Origin of the sequence: Prosthecobacter sp., assembly GCF_044373815.1 — a bacterium.
Lineage (GTDB): Bacteria > Verrucomicrobiota > Verrucomicrobiia > Verrucomicrobiales > Verrucomicrobiaceae > Prosthecobacter.
Genome location: NZ_JBIPNG010000086.1, coordinates 1 through 17,766, shown reverse-complemented (window position 1 = coordinate 17,766; position 17,766 = coordinate 1). Strand labels below are relative to the sequence as shown.

Sequence of the window (17,766 nt, the reverse complement as noted above, 5' to 3'; positions counted from 1 at the left end):
CGATGCTGCAGACCGCGAGCCAGCGGGTGAAAGAAGGCGTGGATGTTCTCGTGGGCATCGTGGAGACGCATGGTCGTTCCGAGACGGCTGTGTTGCTCGAAGGCATGCGTCTTCTGCCACGCAAGAAGCTCGAATACCGGGGATTCTCGCTGGAGGAGTTCGACATCGATGCCGTGCTGTCACAGCGGCCTCAGCTCGTGCTCGTTGATGAACTCGCCCACACCAACGTGCCCGGATCGCGCCATGCAAAGCGCTATCAGGATGTGCTGGAGCTTATCGATTCGGGCATCGATGTGTACACCACGCTGAACGTCCAACACATCGAGAGCCAGGTGGACATTGTGCGACAGATCAGCGGCGTGGTCATCTCCGAGACTGTTCCGGATTCAATCCTAGATGTCGCGCACGAGATCCAGCTCATCGACCTCAGCGTCGAAAAGCTGCTGGAGCGCATGGCGGGCGGCAAAGTCTATCTGGGCGAACGTGCGGAGCACGCCGTGAGCGGTTTCTTCAAAGAGGGGAATCTTACCGCGCTGCGCGAGCTGGCCCTGCGCTTCACTGCCGAGCATGTGGACCGGGATCTTGAAGACATCCGCCGCGTCAAACGTGTCAGCAGTCCGTGGAAAACCAATGCACGTCTCATGGTGGGCGTGGGCCCAAGTCCTTATGCTGAAAGCCTCATCCGTTGGACGCGCCGGGCTGCCACACGATTGAATTGCCCCTGGCTCGTTGTCTGGGTTGAGGGCTCGCGTGTTCTCACTCCCCTCGAGCAGGATCGCCTCACCCGCTCGCTCGGCCTCGCACGCAAGCTCGGCGGGGAGGTCGTTTCCGTGACCGGGGAGAATATTTCCGAAGCATTGCTGCAGGTGGCCCGAGAACGCAACGTCTCGCAGATTGTCGTCGGCAAGCCGGAGAAGGCAGGAATGTGGAGCAAGTCGCTCGCGGACACGCTCATTGTCGGTAGTGGTGACATCGATGTGTGTGTCGTGCGGCCTTTGGCCGCCGCAGACAAGGCACGCAACATCGCCCCTCTGCAGGAACCGTTGCAGGACTCGATCATTGGCGAATACAGCTGGGCCATCGTCGCCATTTTTGCCATAGCCAGTGTGTGCTGGGGGCTGGTGGCATTCACTGGCTACATGTTTGTCGCGCTGGTGTTTTTGCTCGCGGTGGTGATCGCGGCGCTTCGCTTCAGCCGCGGGCCGGTGCTGATGATGGCCACGCTGAGCGCTGTGTGCTGGAATTACTTTTTCATTCCACCGATCTTCACCTTCCACATCAGCAAGCCGGAGGACTGGATCATGTTCGGCATGTTCTTCATCGTGGCGCTCAGCATGGGCAGCCTCACTTCGCGGTTGCGCATGCGCGAGGTCGCAGAGCGTCGTCGACTTCGCCAAACAGATGCGCTGCTGCGCGTCACGCAGAGCGCCGCGCTGGCCGCCGAGCCGGAGAAGGGCCTGGCCGAGGCGCTGCGCACGATCAACGAACTGCTCAATGCAAACACCGCCCTCATTGTGCGCGAGCAGGATCGCTCGCTGCCCAAGGCCGCTCATAAGGCCAGCAGCTTCCAGCCCTCGCCCAAAGAGTGGGGCGTCGTGGCCTGGAGCTATGAGAACAAGCAGTGTGCGGGCCGCTACACCGACACCCTGCCTGAGTCCGCCGCCACCTGGTTCCCGCTGCAGACAGCCACCGCCACCATGGGCGTACTGGGCGTGCACTTTGAGGACACATCTCGCCTCGACTTTGTCACACGGCAGATGATCGAGGCCTTTGCGCTTCAGATCGCGCTCGTGCTGGAAAAGGAGCACTTCATCCAGGCCGTCAGCCATGCAGAGATGCTCTCGCAGTCGGAGAAACTGCATCGTACTTTGCTCGACAGTGTTTCGCATGAGCTGAAAACGCCCATCGCCATCATCACCGCTGCGCTCGAAGGGATGAATGGTTCGCAAAGCCCCTACCTCGGCGAGATCACCACCGCCACGCAGCGGCTGCAGCGTGTGGTGGACAGCCTGCTGCAAATGACACGGCTCGAATCCGAGGTGCTCAAACCCAATCTCGACTGGTGCGATCTGCGCGATGTCATCTCCGCAGCGCAGCACGCCATCGGCGCTCCGCTGGCCACTCACGCTGTCAGGCTTCAACTGGCCGATGATTTTCCGTTGCTGAAAGTTGATCACGCCCTGCTCACCCAGGCTGTCGCCAACATCCTGCACAATGCCGCCATCTACACTCCCGCAGGCACCAGCATCGACATCAGCGCCACGATTCGTGATCAGCGGTTGCGCCTGATCATCCGCGATCATGGTCCCGGCCTGCCTGCTGGCGCGGAAAGGCGCGTGTTCGAAAAGTTCTACCGTGTTCAGGGATCACCCGCGGGCGGCACCGGTCTTGGGCTGGCCATCGCGCGTGGCTTTGTCCAGGCGCAAGGAGGGGACATCACCGCGCGGAATCATCCTGACGGCGGCGCGGAGTTTGTGATTGAGATCAATCAGGTGTCCGCTTTCGTTCCACCTTCCAAATGACGGCCCTCATCATCGATGACGAAATCCAGATCCGCCGCCTGCTGCGCATGGCGCTGGAGTCGAAGGGCTACACCGTGAGGGATGCTGAAAATGGTCAGATGGGGCTGCAGGAGGCGGTCTTCCACAAACCCGATGTCATCCTGCTGGATCTCGGCCTGCCCGACATGGATGGAGTCGATGTGCTGAAACGGCTGCGCGAATGGAGCAGCGTCCCCGTGCTTATCCTCAGCGTGCGCGATCAGGAATCCGTCAAACTCGCCGCCTTCGATGCCGGAGCGGACGATTACGTTTCAAAGCCTTTCAGCACTGCGGAGCTTATCGCACGGCTTGCCGCCATCCAGCGCCGCCAGGGAACCCATGACGCGGCCAATCTGCAGCTAGGCCCTCTTGTCCTTGATCCCGTGCATCACGAGGCATCGCTAAATGGCCATTCTCTCAAGCTCACGCCCACTGAATATGCGCTGCTCGCGCAGCTCGTGCGCCATGCTGGCAAAATCGTTACTTTGAAGCAGCTGCTCCGTGCCGTCTGGGGACCGCAGGCGGAGGAGCAGAGCCAATATTTGCGCGTGTATGCCAATCACCTGCGCAAAAAGCTCGAAGGCTCCACCCTGGAGATCAAAAACGAGCCGGGGATCGGCTACCGTTTGGAGGAGACTTGAGCGCTGCTTTTACACTTTCTTAACGCCATGGCTACGGCTGTTTACTGGCGGGCCGTTCTTTTGCGGTGAAGGTGGGCCAAACTTAGACCCGTCATGTCTGCCACCGACAGCCCCAGTGCCTCAACATCCCCCACGCCGGTTTCTCTGGCGGAGGTAGGGCAGTACAGCTGCGGACTCACGCTGGTGTTTGTGCTGGCCTCCACCTGCTGGGTGCTGCTGCCCTACACGGGGGATCTCTTTGTGGCTCTGGTCTTTCTCATGGCCATCGTGCTCGCGGGAACATGGTGGAACCGTGGACCGGTGCTGATGATGGCGGTGGTCAGCGCCCTGGTGTGGAATTATTTCTTCATCCCGCCGCAGTTCACCCTGCACATCGACAAGCCGCAGGACATGGTGATGTTCATCCTGTTTTTCGTTGTGGCATTGAGCATGGGGCATCTCATCACACGGCTGCGCGCGCGCGAGGCCACACTGGCGCAACATCATCAGGAGCGTGAGCACTTGCTGGAGCTGAAACATCGCGCTGAGTTGCTGGCGGAGTCTGAGCGCCTGCACCGCACGCTGTTGGACAGCGTTGCGCATGAGCTGAAAACTCCCATCGCCATCATCCGCACCGCTTTGGACGGCCTGGGGCAGGGGAATCCGTATGCCCGAGAGATCGAGACCGCGAACCGCCGCCTGCAACGCATCGTGGAAAGCTTTCTGGAAATGACTCGTGTGGAATCCGAAGCACTGGAGCCGCAGCCCGACTGGTGCGAGATTGGCGATGTGCTGCACGCTGCCACCAAGCCCATCCAGGAAGAACTGGCCGCACACCCATTGCTCATCAGAGGCACCACAGAACTTCCATTGCTCCGGCTCGACAGCCGCCTGCTTGCCCAGGTGCTGGGCAACTTGCTGCACAATGCCACGCGCTATGCTCCTGCAGGCACCCACATCGAGGTCGCAGCCTCGCTTGCCGGCAGCACTCTGGAACTCCGCGTGCGCGACCACGGTCCCGGCCTGCCGCTGGGGGCGGAAGACCAGTTGTTCGAAAAATTTTACCGTGCTCCCGACTCACCCGCTGGCGGCACCGGTCTGGGCCTCGCCATCGCACGCGGCTTGATGCGTGCCATGAAAGGTGACATCGAAGCGCACACTCATCCCACTGGTGGAGCCGAATTCGTGCTGCATCTTCCCGTGAAAACCCGCAGCGCTGCATGAGCAAAGCCCTCATCATCGACGACGAACAGCAGATGCGCCGCCTGCTGCGCATGGTGCTGGAGTCGCGCGGCTACGAGGTGTGTGAGGCAGCCGAAGGCCAGCTCGGTCTGCAGGAGGCGGCGTTTCATCGGCCTGATGTGGTGCTGCTCGATCTCGGTCTGCCCGGCATGAACGGCATCGAGGTGCTGAAGCGGCTGCGCGAGTGGAGTGATGTCCCCGTGCTCATCCTCAGCGTGCGCGATCAGGAAACCATCAAGGTCGAGGCCTTGGAAATCGGCGCGGACGACTACGTGACGAAACCCTTCGGCACCGCAGAACTCCTCGCCCGCCTCACGGTGATTCAGCGCCGTCGTTTCACGCGCCAGAGCGCCGAGATTGTCGTCGGGCCACTGAAGCTGGACCTGCTCCATCACGAGGCTTCGCTTGATGAGGCACCGCTCAAACTCACACCCACCGAGTTCGCACTGCTCAAGGTGCTGGCCGAGCACGCGGGGCGCATCGTCACGCAGAACCAGATCATGAAGCAGGTTTGGGCCGGCCAGTCCAGCGATCCGAGCGAAGGCCTGCGCGTGCACATCAATCACCTGCGCAAGAAACTTGGCGAAGCCGGTCCGCGCATCGTCAACGAGCCGGGTATCGGCTACCGCTTGGAAGAGGCTTGATGCTGCTTCCATCATGCGCTGATCAAGCCTGGGCATGAATTCAGGCTTTCCGTCCGGGAACTGCTGTGATTAATGGCGGGATGTCTTCGTCTCCGCCCCTTGCTGACACCCCATCCCCACTCATGCGCCGTGCTTGGCTGGTCGTAGGGTTGTTGTTTCCAGTGGCGCTGCTGAACTACCTGGACCGCCAGATGATCGCCTCGATGAAAGTGTCAGTGATGGGCGACATCAAAGACATCGGCAGCGAAGAAAACTGGGGCCATATGCTGGCGTCATTCAAATGGGTCTATGCCATCTGCAGCCCCATCGGCGGGTACATTGCGGACCGCTACAGCCGCAAGCTGACGATCTGCGGCAGCCTGTTTGTGTGGTCTCTCATCACCTGGCTCACCGGGCATGTGGGCAGCTTCAATGAGCTCTATTGGGCACGCACACTGATGGGCATCAGCGAGGCGTTTTACATTCCTGCGGCGCTGGCCTTGATCGCTGATTATCACACAGCGGGGACGCGTTCGCGTGCCATTGGCGTGCATCAGATGGGCATCTACTGTGGTGTGATGGTCGGCGGATTTGCCGGATTCGTGGCGGATGCGCCGCAGCTTGGCTGGCGCTTCATGTTCGACTTTACCGGACTGGCAGGCATCCTCTATGCCATCCCGTTGCTGCTCCTGCTGCGCGATGTGCCCCGTCAGGTGGACACGCAGGAGGCGCTGAGCCCCACCGCGCGCGGTGGTGCTCTTGGAGAACTGCTCTGCAATCGTAATTTCATCCTGCTGGTGTTTTACTTCACGCTGCCAGCGCTCGCAGCCTGGGTGGTGCGCGACTGGATGCCGGCCATCCTGCAAAAGGCCTTCGACATCAGCCAGGGCAAGGCGGGCGTGTCCGCCGCGCTCTACTGGCAGGGCGCTGCGCTGCTCTCCGCGATTCTCGGAGGCTGGCTTGCTGACCGCTGGATGCGGCACAGCGACCGAGGCCGCATCTACGTCAGCGCCATCGGCATGATGCTCATCGTGCCCGCCATGTTTGGCGTGGGCAACGCACCCGCATTGAATTCCTTCGGCCTCGCCATCGCATCACTGATTCTTTTTGGCGTCGGCTGGGGCTTCTTTGACTGCAACAACATGCCGATCCTCAGCCAGATCGTGCGTCCACACATGCGCGCCACAGGCTATGGTCTCATGAATTTCGTCAGCATGATGTGCGGTGGCCTGGCCGACTGGGGATTCGGCAAGATGCGTGACCTGCAAGTGCCGCTCAACGTCATCTTCGGCGTCTTCGCCATGGTGTGCGTATTCTCGCTCGTTCTCGTACTCCTGATCCGCCCCAGACCAGGAGCATGAGGACCTACTGCGGTCTGCCGCCTCGATTGAGCTCTTCAAACACCTCGACGAAAGCTGCCGCGAGCGCCTGCCATTCCTTTGCCGTCGTCTCCCAACCACTGCTGATGCGCACGACACGCTTCAATTCTTCGGCGCTGGCACCTAATGCAGTCACCACAACTGACGAACCTTCCTTGCCCGAACTGCAGGCCGAGCCCGTGGAAATGCTGAAGCCGCGACGCGACAGGCGCGTAAGCCACTTCAGATTGTCATGCTCCGGCATCACCATGAGCACGGTGTTCCAAAGGCGTGGCGCCGATTCGCTAATAACTCGGAGGGAGTCGAAACGCGTACGCATCTCAACGATGAAAGCATCGCGCATCGCGCTTTGCGTTTGCTCAACCTCGCTCAAACGCGGGCTGATTGTCTCCAAGGCCGTCACCATGGCCTCGATGGCCGGATAGTTTTCCGTGCCTGCACGCCGTCCGTGTTCCTGCGGACCGCCACGGATGAAGCCGAGCCGTGAATCCTCTTCGGGGAGAACTAGGAATCCGCAGCCCTTGCTGCCGCCAAATTTATGCGCGCTGCCGGTGATGAAATCGCACTCGCCAAGATCCGTGGCGTTCAGTTTGCCGAGCCATTGCGCGGCATCCGTGTGAAACAGCACACCATGTTCACGGCAAAGCGAGGCCAGTTCGCGCCAGGGCTGCAATGCCCCGCTTTCATTGTTCGCCGCCATGACGGAGACGAGCGCGGGACGTTTGGAAGCAATGAGCAGCTTCAGGACATTGGCTTGCACAAAACCATCCTCATTCACCGGCAGCTCCACCACGTTCCGGCCACGCGCAGCTTCACGCACACTCGGGTGCTCAATCGCGGAGATCACAACGACAGCTTCGGCGGGCAATGATGCAAACAAAGCGTTGTTCGACTCCGTGGCACCCGAGGTGAACACGATGCGCTCGGCCTCTGCGCCCATCAGTGTGCCCAGCCGTTCACGAGCAGTTTCAAGCTGCTGGCTCGCCAGCCCCGCGTCGCGATAGAGGCTAGAAGGATTATGCCAGTGCTTCTCGCTGGCTTTCAACCATGCCTCACGTGCGGCGGGGTGCAGAGGAGTGGTGGCGTTGTGATCAAAATAACCGTTCATGCAGCAGTCTTGAAACGGGAAGGCAGCGGGATGTGCAACAGCATCAGGGCAAGCGCGAGACCCATGTAGGGCAGCCAGGCGTCTCCTTTGCCGTTCGAGAGGATGCCGTTGACGAAGCCCAGCACGCCGACGCCCTCGCTCAGCGCAAAGACCACGACATTGCCCGCCACAAAACGCCCGCGTTGCGCCGGATCATCCAGATTGAGCGCACCCGTGGTGAAACCTCCAAGCAGCAGTTTGCGCAGGAAGAAGCTCAGGGCTGCCGCACTGCCCGCGGCAAGCGCAATGATTTGTCCCAGCGACTTGGCGTCAGCTTTGGCCGGAGCAAAAGTCATGGAACTCAGCATGACAGCATAAAGGCAGAGCGAGCCGCAAAGCGCGCCCCAGATGATGAAGACTGTTAGTTGAACTGGTTTCATGGTGACATCTCCACACGTTGCGGATGGGTGTAAACATTCATCGTTTCGCCACGCAAAAACCCGATGAGCGTCTGGCCCGCCTCCTGCGCGAAATCGACCGCGAGACTGCTGGGGGCAGAAATGGCCGCGACGAGCGGGATGCCACCTGCCAGCGCTTTTTGAATGATCTCAAACGAAACCCGCCCGCTCACCAGCAGGATGTGCCGGTCCAGCGGCAGCAGGTTGCGTTGCAAAGCGTAGCCGAGAATTTTATCGAGCGCGTTGTGCCGGCCCACATCCTCACGCAGCACGACCAGATTGCCATCGAGGTCAAACAGTCCGCTCGCATGCAGCCCCCCGGTTTTGGCAAATGTTTCCTGCGCGGCACGCAACTTGTCAGGCAGGCTGGCGATGAGTTTGGGCGAAACTCGCCAGTCTCCCTTCACGGCGGGAAACTGCTGAAACACGCTCTCGATGCTCGTCTTGCCGCACAGCCCGCAACTGGAGGCGCTGAAAACATGCCGCGTCAGCGAGTCCCAGTTCACCACCGCGCCACCGAGCAGTACATCGACGATGTTGCCATGCTTGTTGTTGGTGCTGGGGCACTGCGAGACTTCCAGAATATCACGCGGCCGCTGCACCACGCCTTCACTGACGAGAAATCCCGTGGCGAGTTCTTCATCATGCCCCGGCGTGCGCATTACCACGGCCACGGAACGGCCTTCGACGCGGATTTCGAGCGGCTCCTCCCGGGCGGTGACATCGCCGACCTCGCTGGTGCTGCCAGCGGTGCTCACCTTGTGCACACGCACTTCAGCCATGGCTGGATTTTCCGCGCTCATCAAGAGGCCTCCATGAAATCAGCGGGAAGCACTCCCGCCGGCACCCGGCGCGGCTCGGCGATGAGACGCACCATCTTGTCAAAGACGTCCCGCCCGCGAATGATCTCGATCTCCACGCGCATGAAGTAGAACGGGATGTCCGCCACGGGCAGTTTGGGGAACCGCACATAATCTTTCTCCGTGGTCACCATGCAATGCACGTCACGCCGCACACAGCGCTCCACGAAGTTTTTCAGCTCCGGCCCGCGAAAGCGGTGGTGGTCCGCAAACCGTGCGATGACCTCGACCTTCGCGCCAAGTTTGCGCAGCCCGTTTTCAAAACTCTCCGGCACGGCGATGCCGGAAAGGGCGCCCACAAATTTATCGCGCAGTCCGTCGATCGGCAGTCGCTCGCCGGTGTGGATGTTTTCGTAATGCATCGCGCGGTGGCGGCATTCGATGATTTCGGCCGCGCGGTTGTAGCGGCGGATCTGTTTCACCACATCCTCGCTGTCGCCGTCGGACTTGGTGATGAAGATGTAGCTGGCACGGCGCAGGCTGCGCGGTGGTTCGCGCAGGGTGCCGCGTGGCAGCATGTAGCCATTGTTGCCGAACACCGCCGTTTTGTCGATCAGCACGATGTCGTGGCGGTGCTTGAGCTTGAGATATTGCAGCCCGTCATCCAGCACGAGCACATCGGCGCCGAAGCGCTGAATCGCATGCGCCCCGGCCTTCACACGGTTTTTATCCACCACGACCGGGATGCCGGGGCAGTTCTTCGCCAGCATGAAGGGCTCGTCACCCGCATTGTGTGAGTCCAGCAGCACGTTCTCACCATCAGAGACGATTCGTGGCAGCGGCTCAGGCGGCTTGGGAATGAAGCCCAGGCGTGCGGCCATTTTTTTCGAGAATGGCAGTTTCTTCTGACGCTTGCTCTTGTAGCCACGGCTCAGGATGCACACGCGACGGCCATGTTCATGCAGCGCCTTCGCCAGCATCTCCACCACCGGAGTTTTGCCCGTGCCGCCGACGGTGAGATTGCCCACGCTGATGACCGGCACGCCCAGGTGATGGTCGTGGATGTAGCGGTGACGATAGAGATAGAGCCGTGACCGCACCACCGCTGAGTAGATGCCCGAAAGACCACGGAACACCACCCGCAGCAGCGAAGCGCGTATGCCACGGCGATTGTTGATCACCACGTCGATGATGAAGTTTTCGATGTCTTCCAGGGTGTCTCTCACAGAAGGGCATTGGAGGCGGGAAATCGCATCACGTCAACGAGACGCCTTGCTGTTTGCACAGGAGTTTTATAGCCTCCCGAATATGAAACACATTTCCTGGGCGCTGCTGGGTCTGATCATGGCCATGAACACCGTTCAAGCCCGCACATTGTCCGAGGCTGCTGCGCGGTTCTCCAAGGAACTCCAAGCTGGGTGTATCGTCACGGCCGAGCGCACGGGGGGCGATGTGAAATACGCAATCTCTGGAAAGGCTCCCGAGGCCGGGAATGAAAAGCCGGAAAAACTGGTTTTTGAAATCGGCTCCATCTCCAAAGTGTTTACCGGCCTGCTGCTGGCGCAGGCGGTGGTGGAAAAGAAAGTCACGCTGGATACGACGATCGGCACTCTTCTGGCCAAGCAGGTGAAGTTTGCAGATCCCCGCATCGCAGCGATCACGCTGAAGCAACTGGCCACCCACACCAGCGGCTTGCCACGCTTGCCGGACAATGCTGTGGCGGGGGCCTTGGAGGAGGACCCTTATGCCAGCTATGATGGAAAGCTGCTGCTGAACTATCTGGCTTCAGCCAAGCTCGATGATGAGGGGACTTTCACCTTCAGCTACTCCAACCTCGGAACAGGGCTGCTAGGGCAGCTGCTGGGAGAGGTGTATCACATGTCATGGGATCAGGCGGTGGTGGAAAAAATCTGCCAGCCGCTGGGCATGCACGACACCGCCGTTCAGCCTGTGGGCAAACTGCGGCTGGCTATACCGCATGATGGCGACAAGGAGACAAAGCCCTGGCATTTCATCTCCCTGGCAGCTTGTGGGGCACTGCGCAGCACGGCGGCGGACATGATGACATTTGGCGAGGCGCTGCTCCATCCTGACAAGACTTCATTGAAGGCGGCTTTTGCGCTCGCTCTGCAGCCGCAGGCTGACGCACCCTCACAGGGCGGGCAGATCGGCCTGGGGGTGCTGATGGGGAAGTTTGAGGGTGAGGCGACCCTGCACCATGACGGCGGCACCGGTGGTTTTTGCTCCGGACTGCAGGTGATCCCTGCGAAGGGAATCGTGCGCGTGGTTCTGATCAATAACAACAGCATCGCTGGAAGCCAGGTGATCGCCGCCACGTCCGAGGTTAAGCCGGTGGATCTCGCCATGCAGAAAGAAATCACCCTTCCTGCGGATGTGCTGAAGCAGTATCCCGGCGTCTATGATCTCGACCGCGACTTCCGCTTCACTGTGCTGCTGCGTGACGGCCAGCTCTATGTGAACCTGACCGGGCAGCCGTTTGTGCAAACCTTTGCCAAAGCTCCGGATCGTTTCTTTTACAAAGTGGTCCCTGCGGAGATTGCATTCAATCGTCGTGAAGGTGTGATCTTTTCACTGACGCTGTTTCAAAACGGCAACGAAATTACCGCCAAGCGCAGCAGCGCTCCACCGCCGGAGTATCAACTGCGTCCCGACAAAGAGTTGCAGCCCTATGCGGGCAAGTATGATCTGATAGGTTCGAAGGCGATCACCGTCACCGTGCAGGCCGGAACTCTTTTTGCGCAGCTTGAAGGGCAGCAAGCAGTGCCGGTCTTTGAGACGGCACCTGACCGTTTCGAGCTCGATGTGGTGAAAGCCGTGCTCATCTTCACGCGGGATGACAAGAAGCAGATCAACGGCCTCACGCTCCTGCAAAACGGGATGACGGTGCCTGCGCCGCGCGTCAAGAGCCCGACCAGTGCCCCGTCGAAGTGAGGCGGTTTTCCTTCTCGGCCAGCGCCAGGATCGTTTGGAAGTGCGGGCTCTTGCTTTCGCGGTGCACCACGCTCGTCTCGATCTTTTTAAATCCTGCACTGCTGAGCATGTCGTGCAGATCGCTCTCAGAAAAGCCGAGCCACACGTCTGCATAGAGATCACGTGCCTGCTCAAACTGATGCTTGAGGAGATCCAGCACAACAATGCGCCCGCCCGGCCTCAGGATGGTCAGCGCGGCTTTGAGCGCCTTTTCCGGATTCTGCGCATGATGCAGCGCCTGACTGAGGAAGACTAGGTCCACACTCAGCGGCGGGATTGGTGGCGCTTCGATGTCCCCGAGGCGAAATTCGAGGTTCGTAAAACCATGCTTCTGGGCCAGCTCCGCACCATAGGCCACCATCTTCTCGCTGTTATCGACGGCGATCACTTTTTTCGCCCGCTCGGCGAGCAGTTGCGAAAGCGTACCCTCGCCAGCACCCAGATCGGCAATGACCAGCGGCGGCATGAGTTTGAGCAAGGTCTCGCCCAAGCCTTTCCACGAACGGCCGGGAATGTAGTGACGGCCAAACTTGCCCGCCAGCGCATCAAAGTAGGCCTTCGCCGTTTGCACTCGCTTGCGCAGCACGATTTGCAGCGCCTCAGCGTCCTTGGTCACCTCCCGCAGCTCAGCCCCCGCCGCCTCCAGCAGCGCGAGGAAATGTTCATGGGTAGGCAGATCCTTCGCCGCAGGTTCGTCGAGCTGATACAGGCGGTTCTTGCCACTGCGTCGGTCAGTCACCAGACCTGCGGCCTTCAATTTGGCAAGCTGTGCGGAGATGTTGGACTGCGGCAGAGACAGCACCTCCTGCAACTCCGCCACGCTCAGCTCCTCCTGCTTGAGCAGCAAAAGCAGCCGCACCCGTGTCGGGTCGGCAATGAGGCTGAGCGATTTGAGTACAGAAGCCAAGGTGATGCCATCGTATCAACGCATCATGATACATCAATGCTAGAATTTCGCGCGGGTGTTCAGAGCTTTGAGGCCGCCCAGATGCCCGCCTTGCTCTGCTGGGCCCGACGCTTCAGTTCCTGCAGCTCCAGAGCGTAGTCATTGATCGAGCGTGAATCCGCCGGCAGGCTCGAAGTCACGCCCGCCACGCGTGCGTAGCCCTGCTGCACCAGCAGATCCGCCAGATACACCTGCTTGCCGGGGCTGATCTCCACCAGAATCAGCGCGTAGTAGCGGCTGAGTCCCGTCACCTCTTCCCAGCGTGTCATCACTGTGAACGGCTGCTGCTTGAGCAGCTGCGTCACATACTGCGCCGCCCTCTGCCCCTCTTCGATCACGCGCTGGCTGCTCACGCCAAAGTAGCGCGCCTGCTCCTGCACGCGCTGCGGATGAGTCAGCGAAATGTCCGGTGCATCCACGAAGTAGAGCACGAAGATGTGCTCGTCCTCCGTGTCGCTCACTTTGATGCGCAGCGTGTCAGCCTCATTGGCGCGGCTTTCGATCAGTTTGGCCTTGGGGAAGATCTTGAACTGCTGCAGCGGCACACGACTGGCGTCCGACATCGCCTGCCCCACCGGCACCTGGGCCACCGCTACCGGCAGCGCTTGCAACGGCGCGGGGCGGCTCTCTTTCAGCAATACCGCCACGAGCACGATGATCAGCACCAGCACGCAGGTGATGGCGAGATTCAGCAATGTGTCACGGAAAGGCATGCGAAGCGGTCGGGGATTCGTCCGGCCCACTGTCCCGCGTTCAGGCGGGGGCTCAAGCCGCAAGTGCTCAGATGGTGAAAATGACGTTCGTTGCATTCATCAAAGTCGCGGCGAAAGATTTGGGCAGGCAGCTCGTAATTGGTATGACCTCCTACCAATTGCATGACGATTACCCCGCTTAAACCCACCCCTTCGCTTGTTGAGCAGGTCTGCTCACGCCTGGCGCGCCAGCTGCGCGACGAGGTCGACTCCGGAGATGGCAAACTGCCGCCGGAGCGCCTGATGGCCGCGCGCCTCGGCGTGAGCCGCACCGTGCTGCGCGAGGCAACGAAGCGGCTCGAACTCCAGGGCCTGCTGGAAATCCGCCACGGCAGCGGCATCCGGGCGGTGAACCGCCTGCACAAGCCGCTCAGCGGTTCCTTGTCGATCCTCCTCCCCGAGCCGTCCGAACGTCTGCGACAGTTGAGCGAAGCCCGTGCCGCCATCGAGCCGGAGATCGCGCGGCAGGCCGCCCTGAAGGCCAAAGCCCCGGATGTGAAGCAACTGCGGGGCATTCACGAGCGCCTGCTGGCTGCTGAAACGCACGACGAAGCCGTGGAGGCGGACATCGACTTTCACCGCACGCTGGCCCGCATCGCCGGTAACGAGATCTTGAAGCTCATGCTCGAATCGCTGGCAGACCTTGGGCGTGAGAGCCGCCGTGTGACGATTGGCAATGTCGGCAGGCAACGCGCCATTGATCACCACACCGCCATCCTGAACGCAGTGGCTGCGCATGATGCCAACGCCGCCGCCAAGGCGATGAAACATCACATGGATGAAGCCGCACACGATCTGGCTGCCAAAGCGAAAACCAAACGATGAAAACCACGCTCTTCATCCTCCTGGCAGCGGCTCCCGTACTGGCTGTTGATTTTGACCAGGACATCCGCCCGCTGTTGCAGCATCACTGCGTCGAGTGCCATGGCGAAAAAAAGCTGAAGGGCGAGCTGCGCCTTGATGCCAAAATCTTTGCGTTCAAAGGCGGCCACGATGGTCTGGCCATCGTGGCGGGTGACACCACCAAAAGCCTGCTGCTGCAAAGAATTAAATCCACCGATGACGACGAACGCATGCCACCGAAAGGCGAGCCGCTTTCACCCGCGCAGATCGCCTTGGTGCAGGCGTGGATTCAAGCCGGAGCCGTGTGGCCAGAAAACGCCGCTGACAAAGCCGCCACCGTGGACAAACGCCTCCAGCATTGGTCCGTGCAGCCCGTGAGAGCAGTCAAAGACACCTCCATTGACTCGCTGATCAACGCGAAGCTTAGCGAGAAAAATCTCTCGATGTCGCCCGCAGCGGACCGTCGCACCTTGATCCGCCGCTTGAGCTTTGATCTGGTCGGCCTGTCGCCGACACCGGAGCGGGTGGAGCAGTTTGTGAAAGATGCGGACCCCAAGGCCTATGAAAAGCTGGTCGATGAACTGTTGCACTCCACCCAGTACGGCGAGCGCTGGGCGCGGCACTGGCTCGACATCGCCCATTACGCCGACACGCATGGTTTTGAGCGTGACCAACTGCGTCCGAATGCATGGCGTTATCGCGACTACGTCATCGAATCGCTCAACGCCGACAAGCCCTACGATCAGTTCATCCGCGAGCAGATCGCGGGCGATGTCATCGCGCCGAATGATCCGCCGGCCGTCATCGCCACCGGCTTTCTCGCCGCCGGCCCGTGGGACTTTGTTGGGCAGGTGGAAACCAGGAGCGACATGCTCAGACGCGCCGCCCGTGCAGGCGATCTCGATGACATGGTCACGCAGGTCATCACCTCGACCATGGGCATCACGGTGAACTGTGCACGCTGCCACGATCACAAGCTCGACCCCGTCAAACAGGAGGAGTATTATAAACTGTGGGCCGTTTTTGCCGGAGCGAAGCGCGGAGATCGTGAGGTCGACAGCTCAGAAGCCAAACGCATCTCTGGAGAGAAAGCACGCCTTGCCCAGGAACTGGCAGCCGCGCGTGCCCAGATCGCGAAACTGGCCGGTGATGGTCTCAATCTTGCCGACATGGTGGGTGGCGGTGTCAAAGGTCGTGGCATTGACCTGCGCACCGGCAATCTGACAACCGGCAAACTCGGCTACCATCGCGACATTCAAACGAATCGACTGCAACGCATCGAATGGCCCGCCGAAGTGAAGGAAGCGGAGCGCTCGGTATCGTGGGTCTTTGTACCGGATGGTCGGAACCCCGTGCCCGTGGCCCCCAAACAAGAGGTCAAAGGACTGCCCGCCACCAGCGGTCACACCTGGGACGCGATCCGAAATGGTCCGCTGAATGCGCAACGCAGCACGAAGTTTGGTGGCGTGGATTACGCGGAGAAAGAGCACTCCATCCTCGGATTGCACGCCAACAGTGGCATCACCTTTGATCTCGCAAAGATTCGCCAGAGCAGCGGTCTCGGCATGATTCATTTCACCGCCGCACTCGGCTTCGGTGCCGACGCGAGTGCCGCCGCCTCACGCGCAGACTTCACCGTCTATGTGGATGCGGAGCGCAAGTTTCAGAAGCTTAAAATGCGCAAGGATGAGTTCACGCACCTTGATGTCGCCATTCCTGCGACAGCGAAAACCCTCACCCTCATTGCCACTGACGGCGGCGATGGCATTGGCAGCGACCTCTTATTTCTCGGTGATGCACGGCTGGTGCCCGATGTGGAGCACAGCCGACTCACTGACGCTGAGCAAGAGCAGTTGAAACAGCTGCGGACTCAAGCGGTCAAACTGGACGCCTCGCTCAAAGCATTGCCCGAACCCGCCAAAGTCTATGCCATCATCAGTGAAGCACAGCCGCCTGCAATTCAGGTGCAGCGGCGTGGCAATCCCGAAGACCCGCAGCAGGAAGTGCAGCCCGGTGCTTTCGCCTGGGCTCACCACGCCAGCATGGATTTCGGCACGAACGCCATGCCCGAGGGGCAGCGCCGTCGCATGCTTGCTGATTGGATCACCCATCCCGAAAACCCGCTCACACGCCGAGTGCTCGTGAACCGTCTCTGGCATCATCATTTCGGCCAGGGCCTGGTCACCACGCCCAGCGACTTCGGTCTCGGTGGTGACAAGCCATCGCATCCTGAACTGCTCGACTGGCTGGCTGATGAACTGCTGCAAAGCGGCTGGTCGATGAAGCACCTGCACAAGCTCATCGTCATGAGCACCGCCTATCAGCAGCAGTCCGCTTCTCACAATGACACCGCAAGTCGTCTGGATGCGCAAAATCGTCTGCTCTGGCGGCAAAACCCGCGCCGCTTGGATGCTGAGTCCGTGCACGATGCAGTGCTGAGTGTCGCAGGCACTTTGAACCCGGCCATGGGCGGCCCCGGCTATCGCGATTTCAATTTCACCGAGGCTTATGCGCCCATTTACGACTACATCACGCCCGACAAACCCGAACTGCTGCGCCGCAGCATCTACCGCTTTGTGGTGCGCACCACGCCGCATCAGTTCATGTCCACGCTAGACTGCCCTGATCCCGCCAATCTCACCCCGGCCCGTGCGCAAACCACCACCGCGCTGCAGGCGCTCACGCTGAGCAACAACGAATTCATGCTGCAGCAGGCCGCGAACCTCGTCACCCGCATCGAAAACGAAACCGACTCTCGCGCAGCCGCCATCCGCCGGGCATTCCTGTTGTGCCTTCAACGGGAACCCAAGACTGACGAACAAAGCGCCGCCACCCATCTCGTCGCCGAGCAGGGCCTCTTTGCCCTCTGTCGCATGCTCATCAATGCAAACGAGTTTGTTTACCTCGACTGAAGCATAAATCCGCCAGCGCTAGCCATGAACCGCCGACAAGTCATCCAAACCCTCACGGGCGCCACGCTTGGTGCCGCACTGCCACGACCTATGGCGGCACAGACAACTGTCGCACCAAAGCCGAGTCTCCACGTTTACGACCGCTACGGCTGGCTGCGCGGATTCAGCATCATTCCCTCATGGGCGGCGAGGATTGAGGATGCGTGGTGGTTTTATGACGGTGCCAGGATGCGCGAGGAAGTGGCACTGGCGAAGCAGGTTCACGCCAACTGCATTCGGCTGTGGATCGAATACACGGCGTGGATGCGCGACCCTGAAAAGGTCGCTGCGAACTTCATGGATGCCGTCGCGGCGATCGCCGAGAACGGCATGAAGGTCATGCCCTGCCTGTTCAATCGCTGGCACGATTCCAAGTTCGACTACGGCGGCACCTATTTTGAAAACATAAAGCCTGGATGGAGCCAGCCATTGGATTATGTGAAGGCGCTCGTCACACCACTCGCCAAGGATGATCGCATCCTCATCTGGGATCTCTGCAACGAACCCCAGGCTCACGACTTGAATAGCGATCCG

Annotated in this window: 15 protein-coding genes; 9 read left to right on the top strand and 6 right to left on the bottom strand. The window is 60.4% G+C overall.

What is annotated here, in order from left to right:
- The 5 genes from ACIREA_RS09810 to ACIREA_RS09790 all read left to right on the top strand — a co-directional run.
- A partial coding sequence (locus ACIREA_RS09810; protein WP_397382089.1) for a DUF4118 domain-containing protein occupies nucleotides 1-2,522 on the top strand: 2,522 nt, incomplete at its 5' end.
- Nucleotides 2,519-3,181 (top strand): response regulator, encoded by a 663-nt coding sequence (locus tag ACIREA_RS09805; protein WP_397382088.1) that lies wholly within the window; start codon nucleotides 2,519-2,521, stop codon nucleotides 3,179-3,181. The genes ACIREA_RS09810 and ACIREA_RS09805, both read left to right, overlap by 4 nt.
- A gap of 93 nt (nucleotides 3,182-3,274) precedes the next feature.
- Nucleotides 3,275-4,384: an ATP-binding protein gene (locus ACIREA_RS09800; RefSeq protein ID WP_397382087.1), complete on the top strand. Its 1,110-nt coding sequence runs from the start codon at nucleotides 3,275-3,277 to the stop codon at nucleotides 4,382-4,384.
- Nucleotides 4,381-5,046, top strand: a complete 666-nt coding sequence (locus ACIREA_RS09795) for a response regulator transcription factor (protein WP_397382086.1) — start codon at nucleotides 4,381-4,383, stop codon at nucleotides 5,044-5,046. Before ACIREA_RS09800 ends, ACIREA_RS09795 begins: the two co-directional genes overlap by 4 nt.
- Nucleotides 5,047-5,168: 122 nt before the next feature.
- Nucleotides 5,169-6,386: an MFS transporter gene (locus ACIREA_RS09790; protein WP_397382085.1), complete on the top strand. Its 1,218-nt coding sequence runs from the start codon at nucleotides 5,169-5,171 to the stop codon at nucleotides 6,384-6,386.
- Nucleotides 6,387-6,390: 4 nt separating this feature from the next.
- On the opposite strand, the gene ACIREA_RS09785 is transcribed toward ACIREA_RS09790, so the two are convergent.
- From ACIREA_RS09785 to lpxK, 4 genes are read right to left on the bottom strand one after another with little or no spacing between them, the layout of a single operon-like run.
- Nucleotides 6,391-7,512 (bottom strand): cysteine desulfurase family protein, encoded by a 1,122-nt coding sequence (locus ACIREA_RS09785; RefSeq protein ID WP_397382084.1) that lies wholly within the window; start codon nucleotides 7,510-7,512, stop codon nucleotides 6,391-6,393.
- Nucleotides 7,509-7,931, bottom strand: a complete 423-nt coding sequence (locus tag ACIREA_RS09780) for a hypothetical protein (RefSeq protein ID WP_397382083.1) — start codon at nucleotides 7,929-7,931, stop codon at nucleotides 7,509-7,511. The genes ACIREA_RS09785 and ACIREA_RS09780 overlap by 4 nt, the downstream gene beginning before the upstream one ends.
- Nucleotides 7,928-8,731 (bottom strand): formate dehydrogenase accessory sulfurtransferase FdhD, encoded by an 804-nt coding sequence (fdhD, locus tag ACIREA_RS09775; RefSeq protein ID WP_397382082.1) that lies wholly within the window; start codon nucleotides 8,729-8,731, stop codon nucleotides 7,928-7,930. Before fdhD ends, ACIREA_RS09780 begins: the two co-directional genes overlap by 4 nt.
- A 20-nt stretch (nucleotides 8,732-8,751) precedes the next feature.
- Nucleotides 8,752-9,975, bottom strand: coding sequence for a tetraacyldisaccharide 4'-kinase (gene lpxK, locus ACIREA_RS09770; protein ID WP_397382081.1), 1,224 nt, complete (start codon nucleotides 9,973-9,975; stop codon nucleotides 8,752-8,754).
- Nucleotides 9,976-10,057: 82 nt separating this feature from the next.
- Between lpxK and ACIREA_RS09765 the strand changes: the two genes are divergently transcribed.
- Nucleotides 10,058-11,701 (top strand): serine hydrolase, encoded by a 1,644-nt coding sequence (locus ACIREA_RS09765; RefSeq protein ID WP_397382080.1) that lies wholly within the window; start codon nucleotides 10,058-10,060, stop codon nucleotides 11,699-11,701.
- On the opposite strand, the gene ACIREA_RS09760 is transcribed toward ACIREA_RS09765, so the two are convergent.
- Nucleotides 11,670-12,647 carry an ArsR/SmtB family transcription factor gene (locus tag ACIREA_RS09760; protein WP_397382079.1) on the bottom strand — a complete coding sequence of 326 codons (978 nt, stop codon included), beginning with the start codon at nucleotides 12,645-12,647 and terminating at the stop codon, nucleotides 11,670-11,672. The two genes, ACIREA_RS09765 and ACIREA_RS09760, sit on opposite strands and share 32 nt — an antisense overlap.
- Nucleotides 12,648-12,706: 59 nt before the next feature.
- Nucleotides 12,707-13,399 carry a thermonuclease family protein gene (locus ACIREA_RS09755; protein ID WP_397382078.1) on the bottom strand — a complete coding sequence of 231 codons (693 nt, stop codon included), beginning with the start codon at nucleotides 13,397-13,399 and terminating at the stop codon, nucleotides 12,707-12,709.
- 162 nt (nucleotides 13,400-13,561) lie between these two features.
- Between ACIREA_RS09755 and ACIREA_RS09750 the strand changes: the two genes are divergently transcribed.
- The 3 genes from ACIREA_RS09750 to ACIREA_RS09740 form a co-directional block, all read left to right on the top strand.
- Complete coding sequence (locus ACIREA_RS09750; protein WP_397382077.1) at nucleotides 13,562-14,263, top strand: FadR/GntR family transcriptional regulator; 702 nt, start codon at nucleotides 13,562-13,564, stop codon at nucleotides 14,261-14,263.
- A complete protein-coding gene (locus ACIREA_RS09745; protein ID WP_397382076.1) occupies nucleotides 14,260-17,193 on the top strand; it encodes a DUF1553 domain-containing protein in 2,934 nt (977 codons plus the stop codon). The genes ACIREA_RS09750 and ACIREA_RS09745 overlap by 4 nt, the downstream gene beginning before the upstream one ends.
- Before the next feature lie 24 nt (nucleotides 17,194-17,217).
- Nucleotides 17,218-17,766: cellulase family glycosylhydrolase (locus ACIREA_RS09740; protein WP_397382075.1), on the top strand; the 549-nt coding region annotated here is incomplete at its 3' end.

Bases quoted from the DNA above. Each gene is read 5' to 3' on its own strand.
- ACIREA_RS09805 (WP_397382088.1), top strand. From the start codon at position 2,519: ATGACGGCCCTCATCATCGATGACGAAATCCAGATCCGCCGCCTGCTG.
- ACIREA_RS09800 (WP_397382087.1), top strand. From the start codon at position 3,275: ATGTCTGCCACCGACAGCCCCAGTGCCTCAACATCCCCCACGCCGGTT.
- ACIREA_RS09795 (WP_397382086.1), top strand. From the start codon at position 4,381: ATGAGCAAAGCCCTCATCATCGACGACGAACAGCAGATGCGCCGCCTG.
- ACIREA_RS09790 (WP_397382085.1), top strand. From the start codon at position 5,169: ATGCGCCGTGCTTGGCTGGTCGTAGGGTTGTTGTTTCCAGTGGCGCTG.
- ACIREA_RS09785 (WP_397382084.1), bottom strand. From the start codon at position 7,512: ATGAACGGTTATTTTGATCACAACGCCACCACTCCTCTGCACCCCGCC.
- ACIREA_RS09780 (WP_397382083.1), bottom strand. From the start codon at position 7,931: ATGAAACCAGTTCAACTAACAGTCTTCATCATCTGGGGCGCGCTTTGC.
- fdhD (WP_397382082.1), bottom strand. From the start codon at position 8,731: ATGGCTGAAGTGCGTGTGCACAAGGTGAGCACCGCTGGCAGCACCAGC.
- ACIREA_RS09765 (WP_397382080.1), top strand. From the start codon at position 10,058: ATGAAACACATTTCCTGGGCGCTGCTGGGTCTGATCATGGCCATGAAC.
- ACIREA_RS09755 (WP_397382078.1), bottom strand. From the start codon at position 13,399: ATGCCTTTCCGTGACACATTGCTGAATCTCGCCATCACCTGCGTGCTG.
- ACIREA_RS09750 (WP_397382077.1), top strand. From the start codon at position 13,562: ATGACGATTACCCCGCTTAAACCCACCCCTTCGCTTGTTGAGCAGGTC.
- ACIREA_RS09745 (WP_397382076.1), top strand. From the start codon at position 14,260: ATGAAAACCACGCTCTTCATCCTCCTGGCAGCGGCTCCCGTACTGGCT.